This window comes from Variovorax sp. PvP013, assembly GCF_050435945.1.
GTDB lineage: Bacteria > Pseudomonadota > Gammaproteobacteria > Burkholderiales > Burkholderiaceae_C > Variovorax.
Map to the genome: position 1 here is coordinate 1474683 of NZ_JBNDLF010000001.1, position 20451 is coordinate 1495133.

The window sequence follows — 20451 nt, forward strand, 5'->3', positions numbered from 1 at the left end:
GGCCTGAGTCCGACCCTGATGTCCTCTCCGGGCGCCGGCGGCTTCGACCGGCTGGCCGCACTGCTCGACGGCGCTTCACAGCCGCCGTCGCTAGCTCACCTGATCGAAGCGGGTGCCGATGACTTGCCTCTGCCCGGCGACGGTCGCACCCTGGCGCGATGGCAAGCCTTGACGGCCGTGGCCACTCGCGACCTGACGCTCATCAAGCTGTTCGAGGGCCACACCGACGCCCTGGCCATCCTGGCCGAACTCGGCGGTCCCGCCCCGCCGCCGGCGAGCCGCTGGGGCACGTGGTGCGCGGAGCCGCCCGACGCGCGGGTCGAACTGCGCGAATCGGCGAACGGCTCCGACGCGCGCCTCCACGGCACCAAATCCTGGTGCTCGGGCGCGGCGAGCTCGACCCATGCCGTGATCAGCTGCTGGAACGCCCGGGGCGAGCCCTGCCTGGCGGCCGTGGCACTGGATCAGCCGGGCGTGACGGTCACCGACACCGGCTGGCACGCCGTGGGCATGGCGGGCACGGGCAGCGTCGACGTGCGTTTCGACGACGCCGCGGCGACGCCGGTCGGCCAGCCCGGCGACTACGTGGCGCGACCCGGCTTCTGGCAGGGTGGCGCGGGCATCGCCGCCTGCTGGTACGGCGGCGCCCAGGGCATCGCCGAGATGACGCGCCGCCGGCTCGGTCCGAAGCCCGACGCCCACCGCCTGGCGCACCTGGGCGCGATCGACGTTGCGCTGGCCGGCGCGGCGGCGGTGCTGCGCGAGGCGGCCGCCTGGATCGACGCCCATCCGCGCGCCGATGCCCAGCGCGTGGCCGCGCGCGCGCGGCTGGCCGTCGAACACGCGGCCACGCGGGTGCTCGACCATGCGGGCCGTGCCCTGGGCGCCGGCCCCCTGTGCCGCGACGCACGCTTCGCACGCGCCATGGCCGACCTGCCGGTCTTCCTGCGCCAGAGCCATGCCGAGCGCGATCTCGCGTCGCTGGGCACGGGCCTGCTCCCCGAAGAGGAATCCCCGTGGAAACTGTGAGTCCGTCCGCCGTCGCCGCCCCTTCGCCTTCGCCCGCCCCCGCGACGGCGGGCCCCGCCGGCGATCGCGCCATCGAGGGCGCCGGCACGTCCGAGGCCGACTGGCTGCGCTGGCTGGACCGCCGGCGGCTGCCCGAGGCCGCGCCCGAGACCCTGGTGCCGCCCGGCTGCCGCGCGGTCGTGGTCGCACCGCATCCGGACGACGAGGTGCTCTCGGTTGGCGGGCTGTTCGCACGTCTCCATCGACTGGGCCGCGAGCTCCTGGTCGTGGCCGCGACCGACGGCACCGGCAGCCACGACGGCTCGCCCCTGTGGCCGCCCGAGCGGCTGGCGCGCGAGCGTCCGCTGGAGACTGCCGAAGCGCTGCGACGGCTCGACCTGGCGTCGTGCGAGGTGCGCCGCCTGGGCCTGCCCGACGGTGGCCTGATGCGCTCGCGCGGTGCGCTGGCCGAGCGCGTCGCCGCCCTGCTGCGTCCCGGCGACGTCGTCTTCACCACGTGGCGCTTCGACGGCCATCCCGATCACGAAGCCACCGGACAGGCCTGCGCCGCCGTGGCCGCCTGCATGGGCGTGACGCTGGTCGAAGTGCCGGTGTGGGCGTGGCACTGGGCCGTGGCGGGCGATGCACGGCTGCCCTGGTCGCGCGCGCGCCGCGTGGCGCTCGACGCCGACACGGCGCATCGCAAGGCCGAGGCGGTCGACGCCTTCCGCAGCCAGCTGTTGCCGGACGAATCGACCGGCGCCGGGCCGATCCTGCGATCGACGACGGTCGAACGCGCCCGGCGGCCGTTCGAGGTGGTGTTCACGTGAGCGCGACCGATGCGCCGTCGACGGCCGTGGACGGCGACGCAGCCGGTCCCGCGCCCACGACCGATGCGACCGGCCGCCTGCCCTACTTCGAGCGCATGTACGGCGACAGCGCCGACCCCTACGGCCTGCGCACGCGCTGGTACGAGGCCCGCAAGCGCGCGGTCCTGCTGGCCGCCCTGCCCCATCCGCGCTACGCCCGCGCCTACGAGCCCGGCTGCGGCGCCGGCGAACTGACGGCCGAACTCGCCGCACGCTGCGACGACCTGCTCGCCAGCGACTTCAGCCCGCGCGCGCTGGCCTCGGCCCGCGCGCGCACGGCGACGCTGCCCAACGTGCGCATCGCCTCCCACGTGCTGCCGGGCGACTGGCCGGCGGGCACCTTCGACCTCGTCGTCGTCAGCGAGATGGGTTACTTCCTCGATGCCGATGCGATGCGCGCGCTGGCCGACCGCTGCCGCTCGGCCCTGGCCGACGACGGCGTGCTGGTCGCCTGCGACTGGCGGCCCGATTTCGACGCCCGGGCGCTGTCCACCGACGCCGTCCATGCCGCGCTGGCCGACCTCGGCCTGCCACGCACCGTGCATCACGTCGAGGACGATTTCGTGCTCGACGTCTGGTGTCGCGACGCGCGCTCGGTCGCGCAGCGGGAGGGCATCCGGTGATCGGCGTGGTCGTGCCCGCCCACGACGAGGCGGAGCACATCGGCGACACCCTCGCCGCCCTGGCGCTGGCCGCGCGCCATCCCGGCCTCGCGGGCGAGGCGGTGGAACTGCTGGTGGTGCTCGACAGCTGCCGCGACGCCACGGCCGACATCGTCCGGGCATGCGGCGTCGAGGCGCTGGCCCTGGAGGTGCGCAACGTCGGCCGGGCCCGCGCGGCGGGCGCCTCGGCGTTGCTGGCGCGCGGCGCGCGCTGGCTGGCCTTCACCGACGCCGACACGCGGGTCTCGCCCGACTGGCTGGTGCGCCAGCTCGAACTCGACGCCGACGTCGTCTGCGGCTCCATCGGCGTGGACGACTGGAGCGCGCACGGCCCGCAGGCCGGCTTCATCCGCGACCATTTCGCCATCACCTACCACGACGTCGACGGCCACCGGCACATCCACGGCGCCAATCTCGGCGTCTCGGCCGCGGCCTATGAACGCGTCGGGGGCTTCCAGCCGCTGGCCTGCAGCGAGGACGTGGCGCTGGTCGAAGCGCTCCAGGCCAGCGGCGCGCGCATCGCCTGGAGCGCCGCGCCGCGCGTGACCACCAGCGCGCGCGCCGATGCCCGCGCGCGCGGCGGCTTCGGCGACACGCTCCTGGCCGTCATCGCCGCCGGACTGGCGGCCACGGCCGTGACGGTGGCGGTGCAGCGGGTGATGGAGTAGGACCGCAGCGTTCCGGACGGAACCATACGGAAAAAAGGCCCACCGAAGTGGGCCTTTCATCGAAGAAGCGCGGCAGGCGCTCCCAAGATCAATCCGAGCGTCAGGCGGCGACGTTGTCGGCCGCCGTCTGGTAGTCCTCGATCTTGTCGAAGTTGAGGTACTGGTAGATCTGCGCGCTGGAGGCGTCCAGCACGCCGACGCTCTCCATGTACTCCGCCTTCGTCGGGATGCGGCCCAGGCGCGAGCAGATCGCGGCGAGCTCGGCGCTGCCGAGGTAGACGAAGGTGTTCTTGCCCAGGCGGTTGGGGAAGTTGCGGGTCGAGGTCGACATCACGGTCGCGCCCTCGCGCACCTGCGCCTGGTTGCCCATGCACAGCGAGCAGCCGGGCATCTCGGTGCGCGCGCCGGCGTTGCCGAAGACGCCGTAGTGGCCTTCCTCGGTCAGCTGCTGCGCGTCCATCTTGGTCGGCGGCGCGATCCACAGCTTGACCGGGATGTCGCGCTTGCCTTCGAGCAGCTTGGAGGCCGCGCGGAAGTGGCCGATGTTGGTCATGCACGAGCCGATGAACACCTCGTCGATGGTCGCGCCGGCGACGTCCGACAGCGTCTTCACGTCGTCCGGGTCGTTCGGGCAGGCTACGATGGGTTCGTGGATGTCGGCCAGGTCGATCTCGATGACGGCCGCGTACTCGGCGTCGTCGTCGCCCTTGAGCAGCTGCGGGTCCTTGAGCCAGGCTTCCTGGGCGGCGATGCGACGACCCAGCGTGCGGGCGTCGGCGTAGCCCTCGGCGATCATCCAGCGCATCAGGGTGATGTTGCTGTTGATGTACTCCATGATCGGCGCCTTGTTCAGGTGCACCGTGCAGCCGGCGGCCGAGCGCTCGGCCGAGGCGTCGCTCAGCTCGAAGGCCTGTTCGACCTTCAGGTCCGGCAAGCCCTCGATCTCCAGGATGCGGCCCGAAAAGATGTTCTTCTTGCCCTGCTTGGCAACCGTCAGCAGGCCCGACTTGATGGCGTAGAGCGGGATGGCGTTGACCAGGTCGCGCAGCGTCACGCCCGGCTGCATCGTGCCCTTGAAGCGCACCAGCACCGATTCGGGCATGTCCAGCGGCATCACGCCGGTGGCCGCCGCGAAGGCGACCAGGCCGGAGCCCGCCGGGAAGCTGATGCCGATCGGGAAGCGCGTGTGGCTGTCGCCGCCGGTGCCGACGGTGTCGGGCGTGAGCAGGCGGTTGAGCCAGCTGTGGATCACGCCGTCGCCCGGGCGCAGCGAGACGCCGCCGCGCGTGCTGATGAAGTCCGGCAGCTCGTGGTGCATCTTCACGTCGACCTTCTTCGGGTAGGCCGCCGTGTGGCAGAACGACTGCATGACGAGGTCGGCCGAGAAGCCCAGGCAGGCCAGGTCCTTGAGCTCATCGCGGGTCATCGGGCCGGTGGTGTCCTGCGAGCCGACCGAGGTCATCTTCGGTTCGCAGTACGTGCCGGGGCGCACGCCCTGGCCTTCGGGCAGGCCGCAGGCGCGGCCGACCATCTTCTGCGCCAGCGAGAAGCCCTTGCCGCTGTCCACCGGCGCCTGGGGCAGGCGGAACAGCGTGGAGGCCGGCAGGCCCAGCGCCTCGCGCGCCTTGGTCGTCAGGCCGCGGCCGACGATCAGCGGGATGCGGCCGCCGGCGCGCACCTCGTCGAACAGCACCTCGCTCTTGACCTTGAACTCGGCGATGACCTGGCCGTCCTTCAGGGCCTTGCCCTCGTAGGGACGCAGCTCGATGGTGTCGCCCATCTCCATCTGGCTCACGTCCAGCTCGATGGGCAGCGAGCCGGCGTCTTCCATGGTGTTGTAGAAGATCGGCGCGATCTTGGCGCCCAGGCAGATGCCGCCGAACTTCTTGTTCGGGATGAAGGGGATGTCCTCGCCGGTGAACCACAACACCGAGTTGGTGGCCGACTTGCGGCTGGAGCCGGTGCCGACCACGTCGCCGACGTAGGCCACGGGCAGGCCGCGCGCGACGAGGTCCTGGATGAACTTGATCGGACCGCGCTTGCCGTCCTCCTCGGGCGTGAAGGCCGCGCCGTCGCGCTTGTTCTTCAGCATGGCCAGCGCGTGCATCGGGATGTCCGGGCGCGTGGTGGCGTCGGGCGCGGGCGAGAGGTCGTCGGTGTTGGTCTCACCGGGCACCTTGAAGACGGTGAAGGTGATGCTCTCGGGCACTTCGGGGCGGCCAGTGAACCACTCCGCGTCGGCCCAGCTCTGCATCACCGCGATGGCGTTGGCGTTGCCGCCGTCGGCCAGTTCCTTGACGTCGTGGAACTGGTCGAACATCAGCAGCGTCTTCTTCAGCCCTTCGGCGGCGACGGTGCCGACCTCCTCGTCCTTGAGCAGGTCGATCATCGGCCCGATGTTGTAGCCGCCCAGCATGGTGCCCAGCAGCTCGGTGGCGCGGGCGCGGGAGAGCAGCGGCGTGACCTGCGTGCCGTGGGCCACGGCCGCCAGGTAGCTGGCCTTGACCTTGGCCGCGTCGTCCACGCCTGCGGGCACGCGGTGGGCGAGCAGGTTCAGCAGGAAGTCGCCCTGCTCGCCGGGCTGCGCGGTCTTGAGCAGCTCGATCATCTCGGAGGTCTGCTTGGCCGTCAGGGGAAGCGGCGGGATGCCGAGCGCGGCGCGCTCGGCGACATGGTCAACGTAGGCTTGCAACATCTTTTTCTCCAGGGCTGAAACGAACAGGATTAATTGGCGGCGGCGCCGGGCTGCGGATCGGCACCCTCGAACAGGCTCTTGGGCGGGTTCTTCTTCATCTCGTCGGCGAAGGCGAGCTGCTGCGGGGCCTGGCAGTCGTCGGCCAGGCGCAGGCCCATCTTCTGGTTCATGAGCATCGACTTGTTGGCGATCTGCAGCCACATGGCGCCCGCGCGCGGGTCTTCCAGCCGGATCGCGCCGGTGCGGCTCTCCACCGGGTGCATGCGGTACTTGGCGCCCTTGGTGGAGACGCTGAAGAAGCCGGGCTTCTTCTCGTCGGCGGTGACGGTGACGTCGGCGCCGAGCTCGCACTGGATCTTGCCGGTGTGCACCAGCTGGGCGACGGCGAGGTCGGCCTCGCTGAGCGTGACGTCCGTGTTGGTGTCGATCGGCGTGACTTCCTCGACGGCCTTGGCGGCGCGGCGGGTGATCTGGCGCGTGGGCTTCTTCACGGCGGCCTTGGCGGCAGTCTTGTCGGCGGCCTTGGGCGCCGGCTTGGCGGCGGCGGGCTTGGCGGCGCTCTTGGCGGCCGGCTTGGCCTTGTCGGCATTGGCCGCGGTCTGCGCGAACGTGGCGAAGGGCAGTGCCAGCGCGAGGGTCGCGATCAGGACGGTGGTTTTCATGGAGCGGGGTTTCCTAGGGATGACAGGGACTTGGGGTGAAGACATTTGCCTGGGGACGACCGCATCACCCAGAGGCGATGCAAATCCGGGGCCAGGCCCGAAATGGAGCGGGAAACGCGTCAACCGTTCCCCGCCGGTGCGAACCACGCCCGGGCCTCGGCCGGCAGGGTCCGACCGGTGGCATGGGCGCGTTCGAGCACCTGCCAGAAATGGCGGTAGCTCGCGCGGTCGTGCAGGGTGCCGTCGATGCTGACCGGCGCCCACTGCGCACGCTGCGCCGCCTCGACGATGCGCACGGCGACGTCGATCTGGCGCGCGTCGGGCGCGAAGGCCTCGAGGATCGGCCGGATCTGCGCCGGATGGATGCTCCACATGCGCGTGTAGCCGAACTCGCCCGCGGCCCGCAGCGCCGCCCGGCGCATCGCGTCGACGTCGCCGAACTCGGTCACGACGCAGTGCGAGGGCACCTTGCCGTGCGCGTGCGCGGCCGAGGCGATCTCCAGCTTGGCGCGCACCACCAGCGGGTGCGAGAACTGGCCGGCCGCGCCCATGCCCTCGGCCGGGATGGCGCCGGCGTGGGCCGAGACGAAGTCCATCAGGCCGAAGCTGAGCGACTGCACGCGCGGGTGCGCGGCGATGTCGAAGGCGCGGTGCACCGCCAGCGGCGATTCGATCAGCACGTGCAGCGGCAGTTCGGCGGCACCGGCGGCGTCGAGCGCGGCGGCGGCGCGCACCACGTCGGCCACCGATTCGACCTTGGGCACCATCAGGTGGCTCAGTCGCGCACCGGCGCGGCCGGCGATGGTCGCCACGTCGGCATCGAACGAGGCGTGATCGACCGGATGCACGCGCACGCCGACACGCGCGCCGGGCGCGGCTCCCAGCGCCAACTCGGTGACCAGCGCGGCGTGCTCGGCCTCCGCGCCCACGGGGGCGCCGTCCTCGCAGTCGAGGGTGACGTCGAAGACGCAGGCGCCGAACTCGGCCGTCAGCTCGGCCTGTAGCGCCAGGCTCTTGCGCATGCGCGCCTCGACGCCGCTGTAGTGGTCGCACACCGGCAGCGTCACGGCGCCGGCCTGGGCGCCGAGCAGCATCGAGCGCGGGTGCGAGGGATCGGGGGTCGTCGATGCGGTCATGTCGCCTTTCGCGCCACGATGAACATGCGGGGGAAGGCCAGCAGCCGCCGGCCGTCGGCGCGCACCGGGTACGCCGCGTCGACGCGGCGCTCGTACTCGGCCAGATAGCTCGCCCGCAGCTCGGGCGTCAGCCGGTCGACGAAGGGCTTGAGCCCGGTGGCGCGCACCCAGTCGACGATCGCCGCCGGCGAGGCCAGCGGATGCTGGTAGATGGTGTGCCAGACGTCAACCGCCGCCGCGTCGCGCGCGAGCAGGTCGTAGTAGCCCGCCAGCGGCAGCAGCTCGGTGCGCAGCCGGTCGGCGTCGCCGACGGCCTCGCGCCACGTGGGCTCGGCCGCGACCTCGCGCATCAACCGGTGCGTGGGCTCGGCGCGGTTGTCGGGCATCTGGACGGCCAGCACGCCGCCGGGAGCCAGCGCCGCGAACAGACGCGGGATCAGCGCCTCGTGGTCGGGCACCCACTGCAGGGCGGCGTTGGCGTAGATGAGATCGGGAGCGGCATCAGCGGCGGGAGTCCACCGCGCGATGTCGCCGGCTTCGAAGCGCGCGGCCGGCAGGCGCTCGCGCGCGGCGGCCAGCATGGCTTCGGAGTTGTCGATGCCGAGCACCTCGGCACCGGGAAAGCGCCGGGCGACGAGTTCGGTCGAGTTGCCCGGCCCGCAGCCGAGGTCGACCGCGCGCGTCGCGCCGGAGAGCGGAACCCGCGCCAGCAGCTCGGCGGCCGGGCGCGTGCGCTCGTCCTCGTAGCGGCCGTAGAGCGCGGGATTCCAGTCGAGCATGGTGCCGATCAGCCCTGGACCAGGTGGGCCACGCCGGCCTGCTCGTCGGTCAGTTCCTTGAGCGTCTTGTCGATGCGTTCCTGGCTGAAGGCGTCGATCTCGAGGCCTTCGACGATCTTGTACTTGCCGCCTTCGGTGGTGACCGGGAAGCCGAACATCACGTCCTTGGGGATGCCGTACTCGCCGTTGGAGGGCACGCCCATGGTGACCCACTTGCCGTTGGAGCCCAGGGCCCAGTCGCGCATGTGGTCGATGGCGGCGTTGGCGGCCGAAGCGGCCGACGACAGGCCGCGCGCCTCGATGATGGCGGCGCCGCGCTTGCCGACGGTCGGCAGGAAGGTGTCGGCGTTCCAGGCCTGGTCGTTGATCTGGTCTTTCAGGCTCTTGCCGCCGGCGGTGGCGAAGCGGTAGTCGGCGTACATCGTGGGCGAGTGGTTGCCCCAGACGGTGAGCTTCTCGATGTCGCCCACGGCGACGCCGGTCTTGGCGGCGATCTGGCTGGCGGCGCGGTTGTGGTCCAGGCGCAGCATGGCGGTGAAGTTCTCGCGCGGCAGGTCCGGCGCGCTCTTCATGGCGATGTAGGCGTTGGTGTTGGCGGGGTTGCCCACGACCAGCACCTTGACGTCGCGGCTGGCGACGTCGTTGAGGGCCTTGCCCTGCGCCGTGAAGATGGCGCCGTTGACGGCCAGCAGCTCGGCGCGTTCCATGCCGGGGCCGCGCGGGCGCGAGCCGACCAGCAGCGCGTAGTCGGCGTCCTTGAACGCCACCAGCGGGTCGCCGGTGGGGACGACGCCGGCGAGCAGCGGGAACGCGCAGTCCTCGAGCTCCATGATCACGCCCTTGAGCGACTTCTGGGCCTTCTCGTCGGGGATTTCCAGCAGCTGCAGGATGACCGGCTGGTCCTTGCCGAGCATCTCGCCCGAGGCGATGCGGAACAACAGGGCGTAACCGATTTGGCCGGCGGCACCGGTGACGGCGACGCGAACAGGCTTTTTGCTCATGGGAAAGGACTCCAGAAGGTGATGGAAAACGGTGCCGGCGGGCAGGTCGGCCGCCGGGGCCCGCGTGCGCCGGGTCGTCGGGGAAAACGCCATTGCACGAGGCCGGCCGGCATTTTAATGCCGATTCGCACTTTGTCTGTCCATGTCTTGTGTCTTATATAAGATAGGCGCTTTCGCCACTTCCATGAACACACCTTCGTCCGCCCTTCCGCCGCCCCCGGCCCCCGTCGCGGCGGAGAACGCGACGCCGTCGTTCAGCCCGCTCTACCAGCAGATCAAGGCGCTCATCCTGCAGCGCCTGCAGGCCGGCGAATGGAAGCCGGGCGAGCCCATCCCGAGCGAGATCGAACTGGCCGCGCGCTTCCGCGTCAGCCAGGGCACGGTGCGCAAGGCGATCGACGAACTCGCCGCCGAGAACCTGGTGGTGCGCCGCCAGGGCAAGGGCACCTTCGTCGCCACGCATGCCGAGCACCACGTGCAGTACCGGTTCCTGCGCCTGGTGCCCGACCATGGCGACGCGCAGGCCGAGGGACCGGCCGAGCGCACCATCGTCGACTGCCGGCGGCAGCGCGCCGCGGCCGACGTCGCGCGCGCGCTCGACCTGCGCGCGGGCGACGCCGTGCTGCAGGTGCGCCGCGTGCTGGCCTACGGCGGCGTGCCGACGATCCTGGAGGACCTGTGGCTGCCCGGTACCCCCTTCAAGGGCCTGACGGCGGAGCGGCTGCGCGACTGGCACGGCCCGATGTACGCGCTGTTCGAGACCGAATTCGGCGTGCGCATGGTGCGCGCCGAGGAGAAGATCCGCGCCGTGCGCCCCGACGCGGAGCAGGCCGGGCTGCTGCGGCTGCCGCCGGACATGCCCCTCCTGAGCGTGGAGCGGGTCGCCCACACGTACCATGACGCACCGATGGAACTGCGCCGCGCGCTCTACCGGACCGACACGCACCACTACCGCAACGCGCTCGGCTGAAAGCGATTCGACACGCTTGGATGCGCCGCGGAATGGTGCGTTGCAATAGAATTTTGCGTTGTTTGCAAATTTGTCAAAGAACAAGTCGTTCACCAAAAGCAAAGAAAGCCCCCCATGACAGAGCTCGCCTCATCCAGGCCGCCGCGCCGCCAGTTTCGCAACATCAACGCCTTCACGGACCTGACGACCTACCGGCTGCCACCCGCGGGCATCGTGTCGATCCTGCACCGCATCAGCGGCGCGATCATGTTCCTGCTGATGCCGTTCATCATCTGGATGTTCGACACCTCCGTCTCCTCCGAGATCTCCTTCGCGCGCTTCAAGGCCGCCTTCAACGCCGGCATCGGCTACGCGCCCGGCTGGTTCCTCAAGCTCGTCGCCCTGGCGCTGATCTGGGCCTTCCTGCACCACTTCATCGCCGGCCTGCGCCACCTCTGGATGGACACCAGCCACGCCGCGACGAGCAAGGACTTCAGCCGCAAGTCCGCCGTCCTCGTGCTCGTCCTGAGCATCGCGCTGACCGTCGTCCTCGGCGCGAAGCTCTTCGGCCTGTATTGAGAAGGAAACCGACATGTCAGTGAATTACGGCTCCAAGCGCATCGTCGTCGGCGCGCACTACGGTCTGCGCGACTGGCTCAGCCAGCGCGTCACCGCCGGCCTGATGGCCCTCTTCACCCTGCTCGTGCTGGCCCAGCTGGTCTTCTCGCGCGGACCGATCGGCTACGACACCTGGGCCGGCATCTTCGCCGCCCAGTGGATGAAGGTGCTGACCTTCGTCGTGATCGCCTCGCTCCTCTATCACGTGTGGGTGGGCATGCGCGACATCTGGATGGACTACGTCCAGCCCGTCGGCATCCGCCTCGTCTGCCAAATCTTCACCATCGTCTGGCTCGTGGGTTGTGCCGGTTGGGCCATCCAAGTGCTCTGGAGACTCTGAACCCCATGACCGCCTATACCAAAGACCAAATCACCAAGCGCAAGTTCGACGTCGTCATCGTCGGGGCCGGCGGCTCCGGCATGCGCGCCTCGCTGCAGCTCGCCCGCGCCGGCCTCAACGTCGCCGTGCTCTCCAAGGTGTTCCCGACGCGTTCGCACACCGTCGCCGCCCAGGGTGGCGTCGGCGCCTCGCTGGGCAACATGAGCGAGGACAACTGGCACTACCACTTCTACGACACCATCAAGGGCTCCGACTGGCTCGGCGACCAGGATGCGATCGAGTTCATGTGCCGCGAGGCGCCCAAGGTCGTCTACGAGCTCGAGCACTTCGGCATGCCGTTCGACCGCAACCCGGACGGCACGATCTACCAGCGTCCCTTCGGCGGCCACACGGCCAACTACGGCGAGAAGCCCGTCCAGCGCGCCTGCGCCGCGGCCGACCGCACCGGCCACGCGATGCTGCACACGCTCTACCAGAAGAACGTCGAGGCCCGCACCCAGTTCTTCGTCGAATGGATGGCGCTCGACCTGATCCGCGACGACGACGGCGACGTCGTCGGCGTGACCGCGCTGGAGATGGAGACCGGCGACCTGCACGTGCTGCAGGCCAAGACCGTGCTGCTGGCCACCGGCGGCGCGGGCCGCATCTTCCAGGCCTCTACCAACGCCTTCATCAACACCGGCGACGGCCTGGGCATGGCCGCGCGCGCGGGCATCCCGCTGCAGGACATGGAGTTCTGGCAGTTCCATCCGACCGGCGTGGCCGGCGCCGGCGTGCTGCTGACCGAAGGCTGCCGCGGCGAAGGCGCCATCCTGCTCAACAGCAACGGCGAGCGCTTCATGGAGCGCTACGCGCCCACGCTGAAGGACCTGGCGCCGCGCGACTTCGTCTCGCGCTGCATGGACCAGGAGATCAAGGAAGGTCGCGGCTGCGGTCCCAACAAGGACTACATCCACATGAAGCTCGACCACCTGGGCGCCGACACGATCCACAAGCGTCTGCCCTCGGTCTACGAGATCGGCATCAACTTCGCGAACGTCGACGTCACGAAGGAGCCGATCCCCGTGGTGCCCACCATCCACTACCAGATGGGCGGCATCCCGACCAACATCAACGGCCAGGTCGTGATCCAGAAGGGCGAGGAGCACAGCGCCGTGGTCAACGGCCTCTACGCCGTGGGCGAATGCTCCTGCGTGAGCGTGCACGGCGCCAACCGCCTGGGCACCAACTCGCTGCTCGACCTGCTGGTGTTCGGCCGCGCGGCCGGCAACCACATCGTCCAGTTCAACGACAAGCTCAAGGAGCACAAGCCGCTGCCGCTCGACACGGCCGACCGCTCCCTGGAGCGCCTGAACCAGCTCGAGAACTCCACCTCGGGCGAGTACGCGCAGGACGTGGCCAACGAGATCCGCACGGTCATGCAGCAGCACGCCGCCGTGTTCCGCAAGCAGGTGTCGATGGACGAGGGCGTCAGGAAGATCGCCGCCGTGCGCGAGCGCGTCGCCGCCATCACGCTCAAGGACAAGTCGCGCGTGTTCAACACCGCGCGCATCGAGGCGCTCGAGGTCGACAACCTGATCGAGGTGGCGCAGGCCACGATGGTCTCGGCCGCCGCCCGCAGGGAGTGCCGCGGTGCCCACACGGTCGAGGACTACGAGCGTCCGGCCGACGACGCCGTGGCGCCGCTCGGCCGCGACGACGCCAACTGGATGAAGCACACGCTGTGGCACAGCGCGCCCAACCAGCTCACCTACAAGCCCGTGCGCCTGCAGCCGCTCACGGTCGCCTCCGTGCCGCCCAAGGTCCGTACCTTCTGACCCGGCCGCACGATCCTCGACACACAACAAGGTCATCACGATGAAGCGCACATTCCAGATCTACCGCTACGACCCGGACAAGGACGCCAAGCCCTACATGCAGACCATCGAGATCGAACTCGACGGCCACGAACGCATGCTGCTCGACGCCCTGATGAAGCTCAAGGCCCAGGACCCGACGCTGTCGTTCCGCCGCTCCTGCCGCGAAGGCGTCTGCGGCTCCGACGCCATGAACATCAACGGCAAGAACGGTCTGGCCTGCCTGACCAACATGCTCACGCTCAAGGGCACGATCGTGCTCAAGCCGCTGCCCGGCCTGCCGGTGATCCGCGACCTGATCGTGGACATGACGCAGTTCTTCAAGCAGTACAACTCGATCAAGCCGTACCTGCAGAACGACAACGTGCCGCCCGAGAAGGAGCGTCTGCAGTCGCCCGAGGAGCGCGAGGAGCTCGACGGCCTCTACGAATGCATCCTGTGTGCGAGCTGCTCCACGAGCTGCCCGAGCTTCTGGTGGAACCCCGACAAGTTCGTCGGTCCGGCCGGCCTGCTGCAGGCCTATCGCTTCATCGCCGACAGCCGCGACCAGGCCACCGGCGAGCGACTGGACAACCTCGAGGACCCGTACCGCCTGTTCCGCTGCCACACGATCATGAACTGCGTCGACGTGTGCCCGAAGAACCTGAATCCGACCAAGGCGATCGGCAAGATCAAGGAACTGATGGTGCGTCGCGCCATTTGAACGGACACCTCCCGATGCAAGCCCAAGCCGACGACCTCGACCAGCCTCTGGGCGAGCGCGCGCTCAGCAAGCTGAAATGGCGCTGCCGGCGCGGGCTGCTCGAGAACGATCTCTTCATCGAGCGTTTCTTCCAGCGGCACGAGGCGGGCCTGACCGTCCGGCAGGCCCAGGCGCTCGACGCGCTGATGGATCTCTCGGATCACGACCTGCTCGACCTCTTCCTGCAGCGCAAGGAGCCCGAACCTCCCGTGGCCGGAACCGACGTCGCCGATCTGCTGCGGCTGATGCGCGTCTAGCCGGCGCGATCGCCCTTCGTTTCCACTTTCCGCATGTCCTCTTTGAAGAAAGCAATCGCAATGAAAGCATCCGACACCAAGGCCACACTGTCATTCAGCAACGGCGGCGACAACGTCGACCTGCCGATCTACAAGGGCACGATGGGCCCCGACGTCATCGACATCCGCAAGCTGTACGCGCAGACCGGCATGTTCACGTACGACCCGGGCTTCATGTCGACGGCCGCGTGCCAGTCGGACATCACGTACATCGACGGCGACAAGGGCGAACTGCTCTACCGCGGCTACCCCATCGAACAGCTCGCGACCAACTGCGACTTCCTCGAGACCTGTCACCTGCTGCTCTACGGGGAACTGCCCAACGAGACGCAGAAGGGCGACTTCACCAAGCTCGTGACCAACCACACGATGGTCAACGAGCAGATGCAGTTCTTCCTGCGCGGCTTCCGTCGCGACGCGCATCCGATGGCCATCATGACCGGTCTGGTCGGCGCACTGTCGGCCTTCTATCACGACAGCACGGACATCAACAATCCGAAGCACCGCGAGATCGCCGCGATCCGCCTGATCGCGAAGATGCCCACGCTGGTGGCCATGGCGTACAAGTACACGATCGGCCAGCCGTACATGTACCCGAAGAACGACCTGAGCTACGCGGGCAACTTCCTGCACATGATGTTCGCGACGCCGTGCGAGGAGTACAAGGTCAGCCCGGTGCTCGAGCGCGCACTCGACCGCATCTTCATCCTGCATGCCGACCACGAGCAGAACGCCTCGACCTCCACCGTGCGCCTGTGCGGCTCCTCCGGCACCAACCCGTTCGCCGCCATCGCGGCCGGCGTGGCCTGCCTCTGGGGTCCGGCCCACGGCGGTGCCAACGAGGCGGCGCTCAACATGCTCTACGACATCCAGAAGGCGGGCGGCGTCGAGAAGATCGGCGAGTTCATCAAGCAGGTCAAGGACAAGAACTCCAACGTCAAGCTGATGGGCTTCGGCCACCGGGTCTACAAGAACTACGACCCGCGCGCCAAGCTGATGCAGGAAACCTGCAAGGAAGTGCTCGCAGAGATGGGCCTGGAGAACGACCCGCTGTTCAAGCTGGCCATGGCTTTGGAAAAGATCGCCCTGGAGGACGAGTACTTCGTCTCGCGCAAGCTCTACCCCAACGTCGACTTCTATTCGGGCATCGTGCAGCGCGCGATCGGCATCCCGGTGCCGCTGTTCACCGCTGTCTTCGCCCTGGCGCGCACGGTCGGCTGGATCGCCCAGCTCAACGAGATGATCGGCGACCCGGAGTACAAGATCGGCCGTCCGCGCCAGCTCTTCGAAGGCTCCGTCAAGCGCGACGTGCAGGCCATCGGCACGCGCTGACCCGCGAGCCGGGGCACCCGGGGTGTGTTGCATCGGCAACACAATCCACGTGCAAACCCTCGAAAGCTGCCTCCGGGCAGCTTTTCTGCCTTTTGGATTACAGGTTCTTACTCGCGAGGTACCTACGATTCCGGACGGTGGATGAATCCACTCAAAGTCCATAAATCTCGAAGGAGTCCTCATGAAGAAACTTGCCGCACTGATCGCCGTCACCTTTGCTTTCGCCGTGCCCCTCGCCGGCTGCAACACGTTCAAGGGCGCGGGCCAGGACATCCAGAAGGGTGGCGAAAAGATCGAGAACGCCGCCGAGCGCAAGAAGTAAATCGGCCCCGGTCGATTGGAAAGAGCGGACTTCGGTCCGCTTTTTTTTGGGCGTCCGATGCGCCGACTCATCGCCCATCGATCGACGGGTCATCGTGCTTCGCGATGGCCAATCCGTCACGGACAGTGGAAAATAGCTCTCCCGCCATCTTTCCACGCGATGCCCCCGCCGTGATCGCCTCCGAACGCAGTTTTGCCCGCCGCATGGACCTGACCTCGCTGCAGCTGTTCGTGGCCGTGTGCGAGCTCGGCAGCATCGGCCGCGCGGCGGAGCGCGAGTTCATCGCCGCGTCGGCGGTCAGCAAGCGGCTGTCGGACCTGGAGGCCACGCTCTCCACGCGCCTGCTCTATCGCCACACGCGGGGCGTCGACCTGACACCGGCCGGCGAGAGCTTGCTGCACCACGCGCGCTCGGTGCTCTACAGCCTGGAGAAGATGCAGGGCGAGCTCAGCGAATATGCCGACGGCGTGCGCGGCCACGTCCGCATGCACGCCAACATCTCCGCCATCGTGCAGTTCCTGCCGGAGGACCTCGGCGCCTTCCGCCACCGGCACGAGGAGATCAAGATCGACCTGGAGGAGCACCTGAGCGCCGAGGTGCTGCGCGCGGTGCAGGAAGGCGCCGCCGACCTGGGCGTGTGCCATGCGACCGACGGGACCAGCGACCTGCAGAGCCTGCCCTACCGCACCGACCACCTGATGCTGATCGTGCCCGTGGGCCACGCCCTGCTGCGACGCGCCGGGCCGTCCGCCGGCGACGCCGTCGACGGCGACGACCGCCTGCCCGGCCTCGCCTTCGCCGATTCGCTCGACTTCGACCACGTCGGCCTGCACACCAACAGCTCGATCTACGTGGCGACGCGCCAGGCCGCCCTGGAGGCCGGTCGCACGCTCCGGCTGCGCATCCACGTGACAGGGCTGGACGCCATGTGCCGCATGATCGAGAACGGCCTGGGCATCGGCGTGATGCCCGGCCACGCCTTCGAGCTCATGCGCGCGGGCATCGGCCACCGGCTGCGCAGCATCCCCCTGACCGACGACTGGGCACGCCGCGAGATCCGGCTGGTGGCGCGCGACTTCTCCACCCTGCCCGTCGCCGCGCGCACCCTGGTGACGCACCTGCGGGCCTCCGGCGATGCGGCGGCGCCGGAACCCGTCGCACTGGCCGCCTGAGACCTCAACGAATTTCAAGAAACCCACGAAGGAAGACACCACCATGGCACGCACGCTCTACGACAAGCTCTGGGACGAACACGTCGTCCACACCGAGGAGGACGGCACCTCCGTCCTCTACATCGACCGCCACCTGGTCCACGAGGTCACCAGCCCGCAGGCCTTCGAGGGCCTGCGCGTGGCCGGCCGCAAGCTCTGGCGCATCAGCTCGGTGGTGGCCACGGCCGATCACAACACGCCCACCACCGGCTGGGAGCGCGGCTACGACGGCATCACCGACCCGATCAGCAAGGAGCAGGTCACCACGCTGGACCACAACATCGAAGAATTCGGCGCCGCCGCGTTCTTCCCGTTCCTGAGCAAGCGCCAGGGCATCGTCCACGTCATCGGCCCCGAGTCGGGCGCGACCCTGCCGGGCATGACGGTGGTCTGCGGCGATTCGCACACCTCCACCCACGGCGCGTTCGGCGCCCTCGCGCACGGCATCGGCACCAGCGAGGTCGAGCACGTGATGGCGACGCAGACCCTGCTGGCCAAGAAGGCGAAGAACCTGCTGATCAAGGTCGAAGGGAAGCTGCCACTGGGCTGCACCGCCAAGGACATCGTGCTGGCCATCATCGGGCGCATCGGCACGGCCGGCGGCACCGGCTACACCATCGAGTTCGGCGGCTCCGCCATCCGCGACCTGAGCATGGAAGGCCGCATGACGGTGTGCAACATGGCCATCGAGGCCGGTGCGCGCGCCGGCTTGGTGGCGGTCGACGACAAGACCATCGCCTACGTCAAGGGCCGTCCCTTCGCGCCGACCGGCGTCGAGTGGGACCAGGCCGTGGCGTACTGGAAGACCCTGCAGTCCGACCCCGACGCGCACTTCGACGCCGTGGTCGAGCTCGACGCGGCGCAGATCCCGCCGCAGGTCACCTGGGGCACCTCGCCCGAGATGGTCACGGCCATCAACGGCCGCGTGCCCGACCCGGACAGGGAGAAGGACGCCAACAAGCGCGGCGCCATCGAGCGCGCCCTCACCTACATGGGCCTGGAGCCGAACAAGCCGATGAACGACATCTTCGTCGACAAGGTGTTCATCGGTTCGTGCACCAACAGCCGCATCGAGGACATGCGCGAGGCCGCCGCGGTCATCAGGAAGCTCGGCCAGAAAGTGGCCAAGAACGTCAAGCTGGCACTGGTGGTGCCGGGCTCGGGCCTGGTGAAGGAACAGGCCGAGCGCGAAGGCCTCGACCAGATCTTCAAGGCCGCCGGCTTCGAATGGCGCGAACCCGGCTGCTCGATGTGCCTGGCGATGAACGCCGACCGGCTGGAGCCGGGCGAGCGCTGCGCCTCGACCAGCAACCGCAACTTCGAGGGCCGCCAGGGCGCCGGCGGCCGCACGCACCTCGTGAGCCCGGCCATGGCCGCCGCCGCCGCCGTGCACGGCCACTTCGTCGACATCCGCCAATTCACCTGATCCAGGGACATCACGCCATGCAAAAGTTCGTTGTGCACCAAGGTCTCGTCGCTCCGATGGACCGCGAGAACGTCGACACCGACGCCATCATCCCCAAGCAGTTCCTCAAATCGATCCGCAAGACCGGCTTCGGTCCCAACCTGTTCGACGAGTGGCGCTACCTCGACCATGGCGAGCCGGGCCAGGACCCGGCCTCGCGCCGGCCCAATCCCGACTTCGTGCTCAACCAGCCGCGCTACGCCGGCGCCTCGGTGCTGCTGGCGCGCAAGAACTTCGGCTGCGGCTCCTCGCGCGAGCACGCGCCGTGGGCGCTCGACCAGTTCGGCTTCCGCGCCATCATCGCGCCGAGCTATGCCGACATCTTCTTCAACAACAGCTTCAAGAACGGCCTGCTGCCGATCGTGCTGCCCGAGTCGCAGGTAGCGCAGCTGTTCGACGAGGTGTTCGCCTTTCCCGGCTACACGCTCACCATCGACCTGGAGCGCCAGGTCGTCGTGAAGCCCGACGGCACCGAGCTGGCCTTCGAGGTGCAGGCCTTCCGCAAGTTCTGCCTGCTCAACGGCCTGGACGACATCGGGCTCACGCTGCAGAAGAAGGACAAGATCAAGGCCTTCGAGGCCGAGCGCCTGGCCACCAAGCCCTGGCTGGCCAAGACCGCATTGGTCTGAACCGCCGACGCGGGTCCGCGCGTCCGCGCACCCGCTTCGCCAACCTTTCCAAGACGAGAAGCACAGACTCATGAAAATCGCAGCTCTCCCCGGTGACGGCATCGGCACCGAAATCGTCGCCGAGGCCGTCCGCGTGCTGGGCGCGCTCGACCTGAAGTTCGAGATGGAAACCGCCCTCGTCGGAGGCGCCGCCTTCGACGCCCACGGCCATCCGCTGCCCGATGCCACGCTGCAGCTGGCCAAGGACGCCGACGCCGTGCTCTTCGGCGCCGTCGGCGACTGGAAGTACGACACGCTGGACCGCCCGCTGCGCCCCGAGCAGGCCATCCTGGGCCTGCGCAAGAACCTCGGCCTGTTCGCCAACTTCCGCCCGGCCATCTGCTATGAGCAGCTCGTCGGCGCCTCCAGCCTGAAGCCCGAGCTGGTCGCCGGCCTGGACATCCTGATCGTGCGCGAACTCACCGGCGACATCTACTTCGGCCAGCCGCGCGGCCGGCGCACCGCCGTCGACGGGCACTTCCCCGGCGCCGAGGAGGCCTTCGACACCATGCGCTACTCGCGCCCGGAGATCGAGCGCATCGCGCGCGTCGCCTTCGAAGCGGCACGCAAGCGCGGCAAGCGCGTGACCAGCGTCGACAAGGCCAACGTGCTGGAGACCTTCCAGTTCTGGAAGGACGTCGTCACCGAGGTCGGCAAGGACTACCCGGACGTCGAGCTCGACCACATGTACGTCGACAACGCCGCCATGCAGCTGGTGAAGGCGCCCAAGAAGTTCGACGTCGTGGTCACCGGCAACATGTTCGGCGACATCCTCTCGGACGCCGCGGCGATGCTGACGGGCTCGATCGGCATGCTCCCTTCGGCCTCGCTCAACGCCAGCAGCCAGGGCCTCTACGAACCCAGCCACGGCAGCGCGCCGGACATCGCCGGCAAGGGCATCGCCAATCCGCTGGCTACAATCCTGTCCGCCGCCATGATGCTCCGCTTCTCCCTCCAACAGCCCGAGGCCGCCGACCGAATCGAGTCGGCGGTGAGTTCGGTACTGGCGTCGGGATTGCGCACCGGGGACATCTGGTCGGCGGGCACGACGCGCGTCGGTACGCGCGAGATGGGCGACGCGGTGGTGGCCGCGCTGTCCTCGTCGCCGGCCTCGGCCATCACCAAAAAGACGATTACCGGCTGACCGCGGCCCGCTTCGTCATGCCCCCCGG

Annotated in this window: 21 protein-coding genes; 16 read left to right on the forward strand and 5 right to left on the reverse strand. The window is 69.0% G+C overall.

Annotation, left to right across the window (positions count from 1 at the left end; all coding sequences use genetic code 11):
* Positions 1-18 precede the first annotated feature (18 nt).
* The 4 genes from ABID77_RS07055 to ABID77_RS07070 are packed head-to-tail and all read left to right on the forward strand — an operon-like array spanning position 19 to position 3207.
* Entirely contained in the window at positions 19-1029 is a 1011-nt protein-coding gene (locus ABID77_RS07055; protein ID WP_429592792.1) for an acyl-CoA dehydrogenase, read from the forward strand.
* A complete protein-coding gene (locus ABID77_RS07060; RefSeq protein WP_429592795.1) occupies positions 1017-1838 on the forward strand; it encodes a PIG-L deacetylase family protein in 822 nt (273 codons plus the stop codon). Before ABID77_RS07055 ends, ABID77_RS07060 begins: the two co-directional genes overlap by 13 nt.
* Positions 1835-2500, forward strand: coding sequence for a class I SAM-dependent DNA methyltransferase (locus ABID77_RS07065; RefSeq protein ID WP_429592798.1), 666 nt, complete (start codon positions 1835-1837; stop codon positions 2498-2500). Before ABID77_RS07060 ends, ABID77_RS07065 begins: the two co-directional genes overlap by 4 nt.
* The gene (locus ABID77_RS07070; RefSeq protein WP_429592801.1) at positions 2497-3207 is read left to right on the forward strand and encodes a glycosyltransferase; all 711 of its coding nucleotides are present in this window, start codon (positions 2497-2499) and stop codon (positions 3205-3207) included. Before ABID77_RS07065 ends, ABID77_RS07070 begins: the two co-directional genes overlap by 4 nt.
* Positions 3208-3307: 100 nt before the next feature.
* Here the strand turns inward: ABID77_RS07070 and ABID77_RS07075 are convergent, their stop codons facing one another.
* The 5 genes from ABID77_RS07075 to ABID77_RS07095 all read right to left on the reverse strand — a co-directional run bounded on the left by ABID77_RS07075 (position 3308) and on the right by ABID77_RS07095 (position 9480).
* Positions 3308-5902 carry a bifunctional aconitate hydratase 2/2-methylisocitrate dehydratase gene (locus ABID77_RS07075; RefSeq protein ID WP_429592804.1) on the reverse strand — a complete coding sequence of 865 codons (2595 nt, stop codon included), beginning with the start codon at positions 5900-5902 and terminating at the stop codon, positions 3308-3310.
* Between the two features lie 29 nt (positions 5903-5931).
* Positions 5932-6564: a hypothetical protein gene (locus tag ABID77_RS07080; RefSeq protein ID WP_429592807.1), complete on the reverse strand. Its 633-nt coding sequence runs from the start codon at positions 6562-6564 to the stop codon at positions 5932-5934.
* Between the two features lie 119 nt (positions 6565-6683).
* The gene (locus ABID77_RS07085) at positions 6684-7700 is read right to left on the reverse strand and encodes an HpcH/HpaI aldolase/citrate lyase family protein (protein WP_429592810.1); all 1017 of its coding nucleotides are present in this window, start codon (positions 7698-7700) and stop codon (positions 6684-6686) included.
* Positions 7697-8479 (reverse strand): trans-aconitate 2-methyltransferase, encoded by a 783-nt coding sequence (gene tam, locus ABID77_RS07090; protein WP_429592813.1) that lies wholly within the window; start codon positions 8477-8479, stop codon positions 7697-7699. Before tam ends, ABID77_RS07085 begins: the two co-directional genes overlap by 4 nt.
* Before the next feature lie 8 nt (positions 8480-8487).
* Complete coding sequence (locus ABID77_RS07095) at positions 8488-9480, reverse strand: malate dehydrogenase (RefSeq protein ID WP_429592816.1); 993 nt, start codon at positions 9478-9480, stop codon at positions 8488-8490.
* A gap of 184 nt (positions 9481-9664) precedes the next feature.
* On the opposite strand from ABID77_RS07095, the gene ABID77_RS07100 reads away from it, so the two are divergent.
* The 12 genes from ABID77_RS07100 (at position 9665) to leuB (ending at position 20423) form a co-directional block, all read left to right on the forward strand.
* Positions 9665-10450, forward strand: a complete 786-nt coding sequence (locus ABID77_RS07100) for a GntR family transcriptional regulator (RefSeq protein WP_429592819.1) — start codon at positions 9665-9667, stop codon at positions 10448-10450.
* Between the two features lie 114 nt (positions 10451-10564).
* A complete protein-coding gene (gene sdhC, locus ABID77_RS07105; protein ID WP_429592822.1) occupies positions 10565-11008 on the forward strand; it encodes a succinate dehydrogenase, cytochrome b556 subunit in 444 nt (147 codons plus the stop codon).
* Positions 11009-11021: 13 nt separating this feature from the next.
* Complete coding sequence (gene sdhD / locus ABID77_RS07110) at positions 11022-11387, forward strand: succinate dehydrogenase, hydrophobic membrane anchor protein (RefSeq protein WP_429592825.1); 366 nt, start codon at positions 11022-11024, stop codon at positions 11385-11387.
* 5 nt (positions 11388-11392) lie between these two features.
* A complete protein-coding gene (gene sdhA, locus ABID77_RS07115) occupies positions 11393-13204 on the forward strand; it encodes a succinate dehydrogenase flavoprotein subunit (protein ID WP_429592828.1) in 1812 nt (603 codons plus the stop codon).
* Positions 13205-13244: 40 nt separating this feature from the next.
* Entirely contained in the window at positions 13245-13946 is a 702-nt protein-coding gene (locus tag ABID77_RS07120; RefSeq protein WP_429592831.1) for a succinate dehydrogenase iron-sulfur subunit, read from the forward strand.
* A gap of 14 nt (positions 13947-13960) precedes the next feature.
* Positions 13961-14242: a succinate dehydrogenase assembly factor 2 gene (locus tag ABID77_RS07125; RefSeq protein ID WP_296315561.1), complete on the forward strand. Its 282-nt coding sequence runs from the start codon at positions 13961-13963 to the stop codon at positions 14240-14242.
* A 60-nt stretch (positions 14243-14302) separates the two neighbouring features.
* Positions 14303-15613, forward strand: coding sequence for a citrate synthase (gltA, locus tag ABID77_RS07130; protein WP_429592834.1), 1311 nt, complete (start codon positions 14303-14305; stop codon positions 15611-15613).
* 181 nt (positions 15614-15794) lie between these two features.
* Positions 15795-15935 (forward strand): entericidin A/B family lipoprotein, encoded by a 141-nt coding sequence (locus ABID77_RS07135; protein WP_429592837.1) that lies wholly within the window; start codon positions 15795-15797, stop codon positions 15933-15935.
* Positions 15936-16105: 170 nt separating this feature from the next.
* Positions 16106-17107, forward strand: a complete 1002-nt coding sequence (locus ABID77_RS07140; RefSeq protein ID WP_429592840.1) for a LysR substrate-binding domain-containing protein — start codon at positions 16106-16108, stop codon at positions 17105-17107.
* Positions 17108-17150: 43 nt separating this feature from the next.
* Positions 17151-18572: a 3-isopropylmalate dehydratase large subunit gene (leuC, locus tag ABID77_RS07145; RefSeq protein WP_429592843.1), complete on the forward strand. Its 1422-nt coding sequence runs from the start codon at positions 17151-17153 to the stop codon at positions 18570-18572.
* 17 nt (positions 18573-18589) lie between these two features.
* Positions 18590-19240, forward strand: coding sequence for a 3-isopropylmalate dehydratase small subunit (leuD, locus tag ABID77_RS07150; protein ID WP_429592846.1), 651 nt, complete (start codon positions 18590-18592; stop codon positions 19238-19240).
* A 70-nt stretch (positions 19241-19310) separates the two neighbouring features.
* Positions 19311-20423 (forward strand): 3-isopropylmalate dehydrogenase, encoded by a 1113-nt coding sequence (leuB, locus tag ABID77_RS07155; protein ID WP_429592849.1) that lies wholly within the window; start codon positions 19311-19313, stop codon positions 20421-20423.
* The last annotated feature ends 28 nt before the right edge of the window (positions 20424-20451 follow it).

Excerpts from the sequence above, each read along its gene's own strand:
- ABID77_RS07055 (WP_429592792.1), top strand. The coding sequence starts at position 19 with ATGTCCTCTCCGGGCGCCGGCGGCTTCGACCGGCTGGCCGCACTGCTC.
- ABID77_RS07075 (WP_429592804.1), bottom strand. The coding sequence starts at position 5,902 with ATGTTGCAAGCCTACGTTGACCATGTCGCCGAGCGCGCCGCGCTCGGC.
- ABID77_RS07080 (WP_429592807.1), bottom strand. The coding sequence starts at position 6,564 with ATGAAAACCACCGTCCTGATCGCGACCCTCGCGCTGGCACTGCCCTTC.
- ABID77_RS07085 (WP_429592810.1), bottom strand. The coding sequence starts at position 7,700 with ATGACCGCATCGACGACCCCCGATCCCTCGCACCCGCGCTCGATGCTG.
- tam (WP_429592813.1), bottom strand. The coding sequence starts at position 8,479 with ATGCTCGACTGGAATCCCGCGCTCTACGGCCGCTACGAGGACGAGCGC.
- ABID77_RS07095 (WP_429592816.1), bottom strand. The coding sequence starts at position 9,480 with ATGAGCAAAAAGCCTGTTCGCGTCGCCGTCACCGGTGCCGCCGGCCAA.
- ABID77_RS07100 (WP_429592819.1), top strand. The coding sequence starts at position 9,665 with ATGAACACACCTTCGTCCGCCCTTCCGCCGCCCCCGGCCCCCGTCGCG.
- sdhC (WP_429592822.1), top strand. The coding sequence starts at position 10,565 with ATGACAGAGCTCGCCTCATCCAGGCCGCCGCGCCGCCAGTTTCGCAAC.
- sdhD (WP_429592825.1), top strand. The coding sequence starts at position 11,022 with ATGTCAGTGAATTACGGCTCCAAGCGCATCGTCGTCGGCGCGCACTAC.
- sdhA (WP_429592828.1), top strand. The coding sequence starts at position 11,393 with ATGACCGCCTATACCAAAGACCAAATCACCAAGCGCAAGTTCGACGTC.
- ABID77_RS07120 (WP_429592831.1), top strand. The coding sequence starts at position 13,245 with ATGAAGCGCACATTCCAGATCTACCGCTACGACCCGGACAAGGACGCC.
- ABID77_RS07125 (WP_296315561.1), top strand. The coding sequence starts at position 13,961 with ATGCAAGCCCAAGCCGACGACCTCGACCAGCCTCTGGGCGAGCGCGCG.
- gltA (WP_429592834.1), top strand. The coding sequence starts at position 14,303 with ATGAAAGCATCCGACACCAAGGCCACACTGTCATTCAGCAACGGCGGC.
- ABID77_RS07135 (WP_429592837.1), top strand. The coding sequence starts at position 15,795 with ATGAAGAAACTTGCCGCACTGATCGCCGTCACCTTTGCTTTCGCCGTG.
- leuC (WP_429592843.1), top strand. The coding sequence starts at position 17,151 with ATGGCACGCACGCTCTACGACAAGCTCTGGGACGAACACGTCGTCCAC.
- leuD (WP_429592846.1), top strand. The coding sequence starts at position 18,590 with ATGCAAAAGTTCGTTGTGCACCAAGGTCTCGTCGCTCCGATGGACCGC.
- leuB (WP_429592849.1), top strand. The coding sequence starts at position 19,311 with ATGAAAATCGCAGCTCTCCCCGGTGACGGCATCGGCACCGAAATCGTC.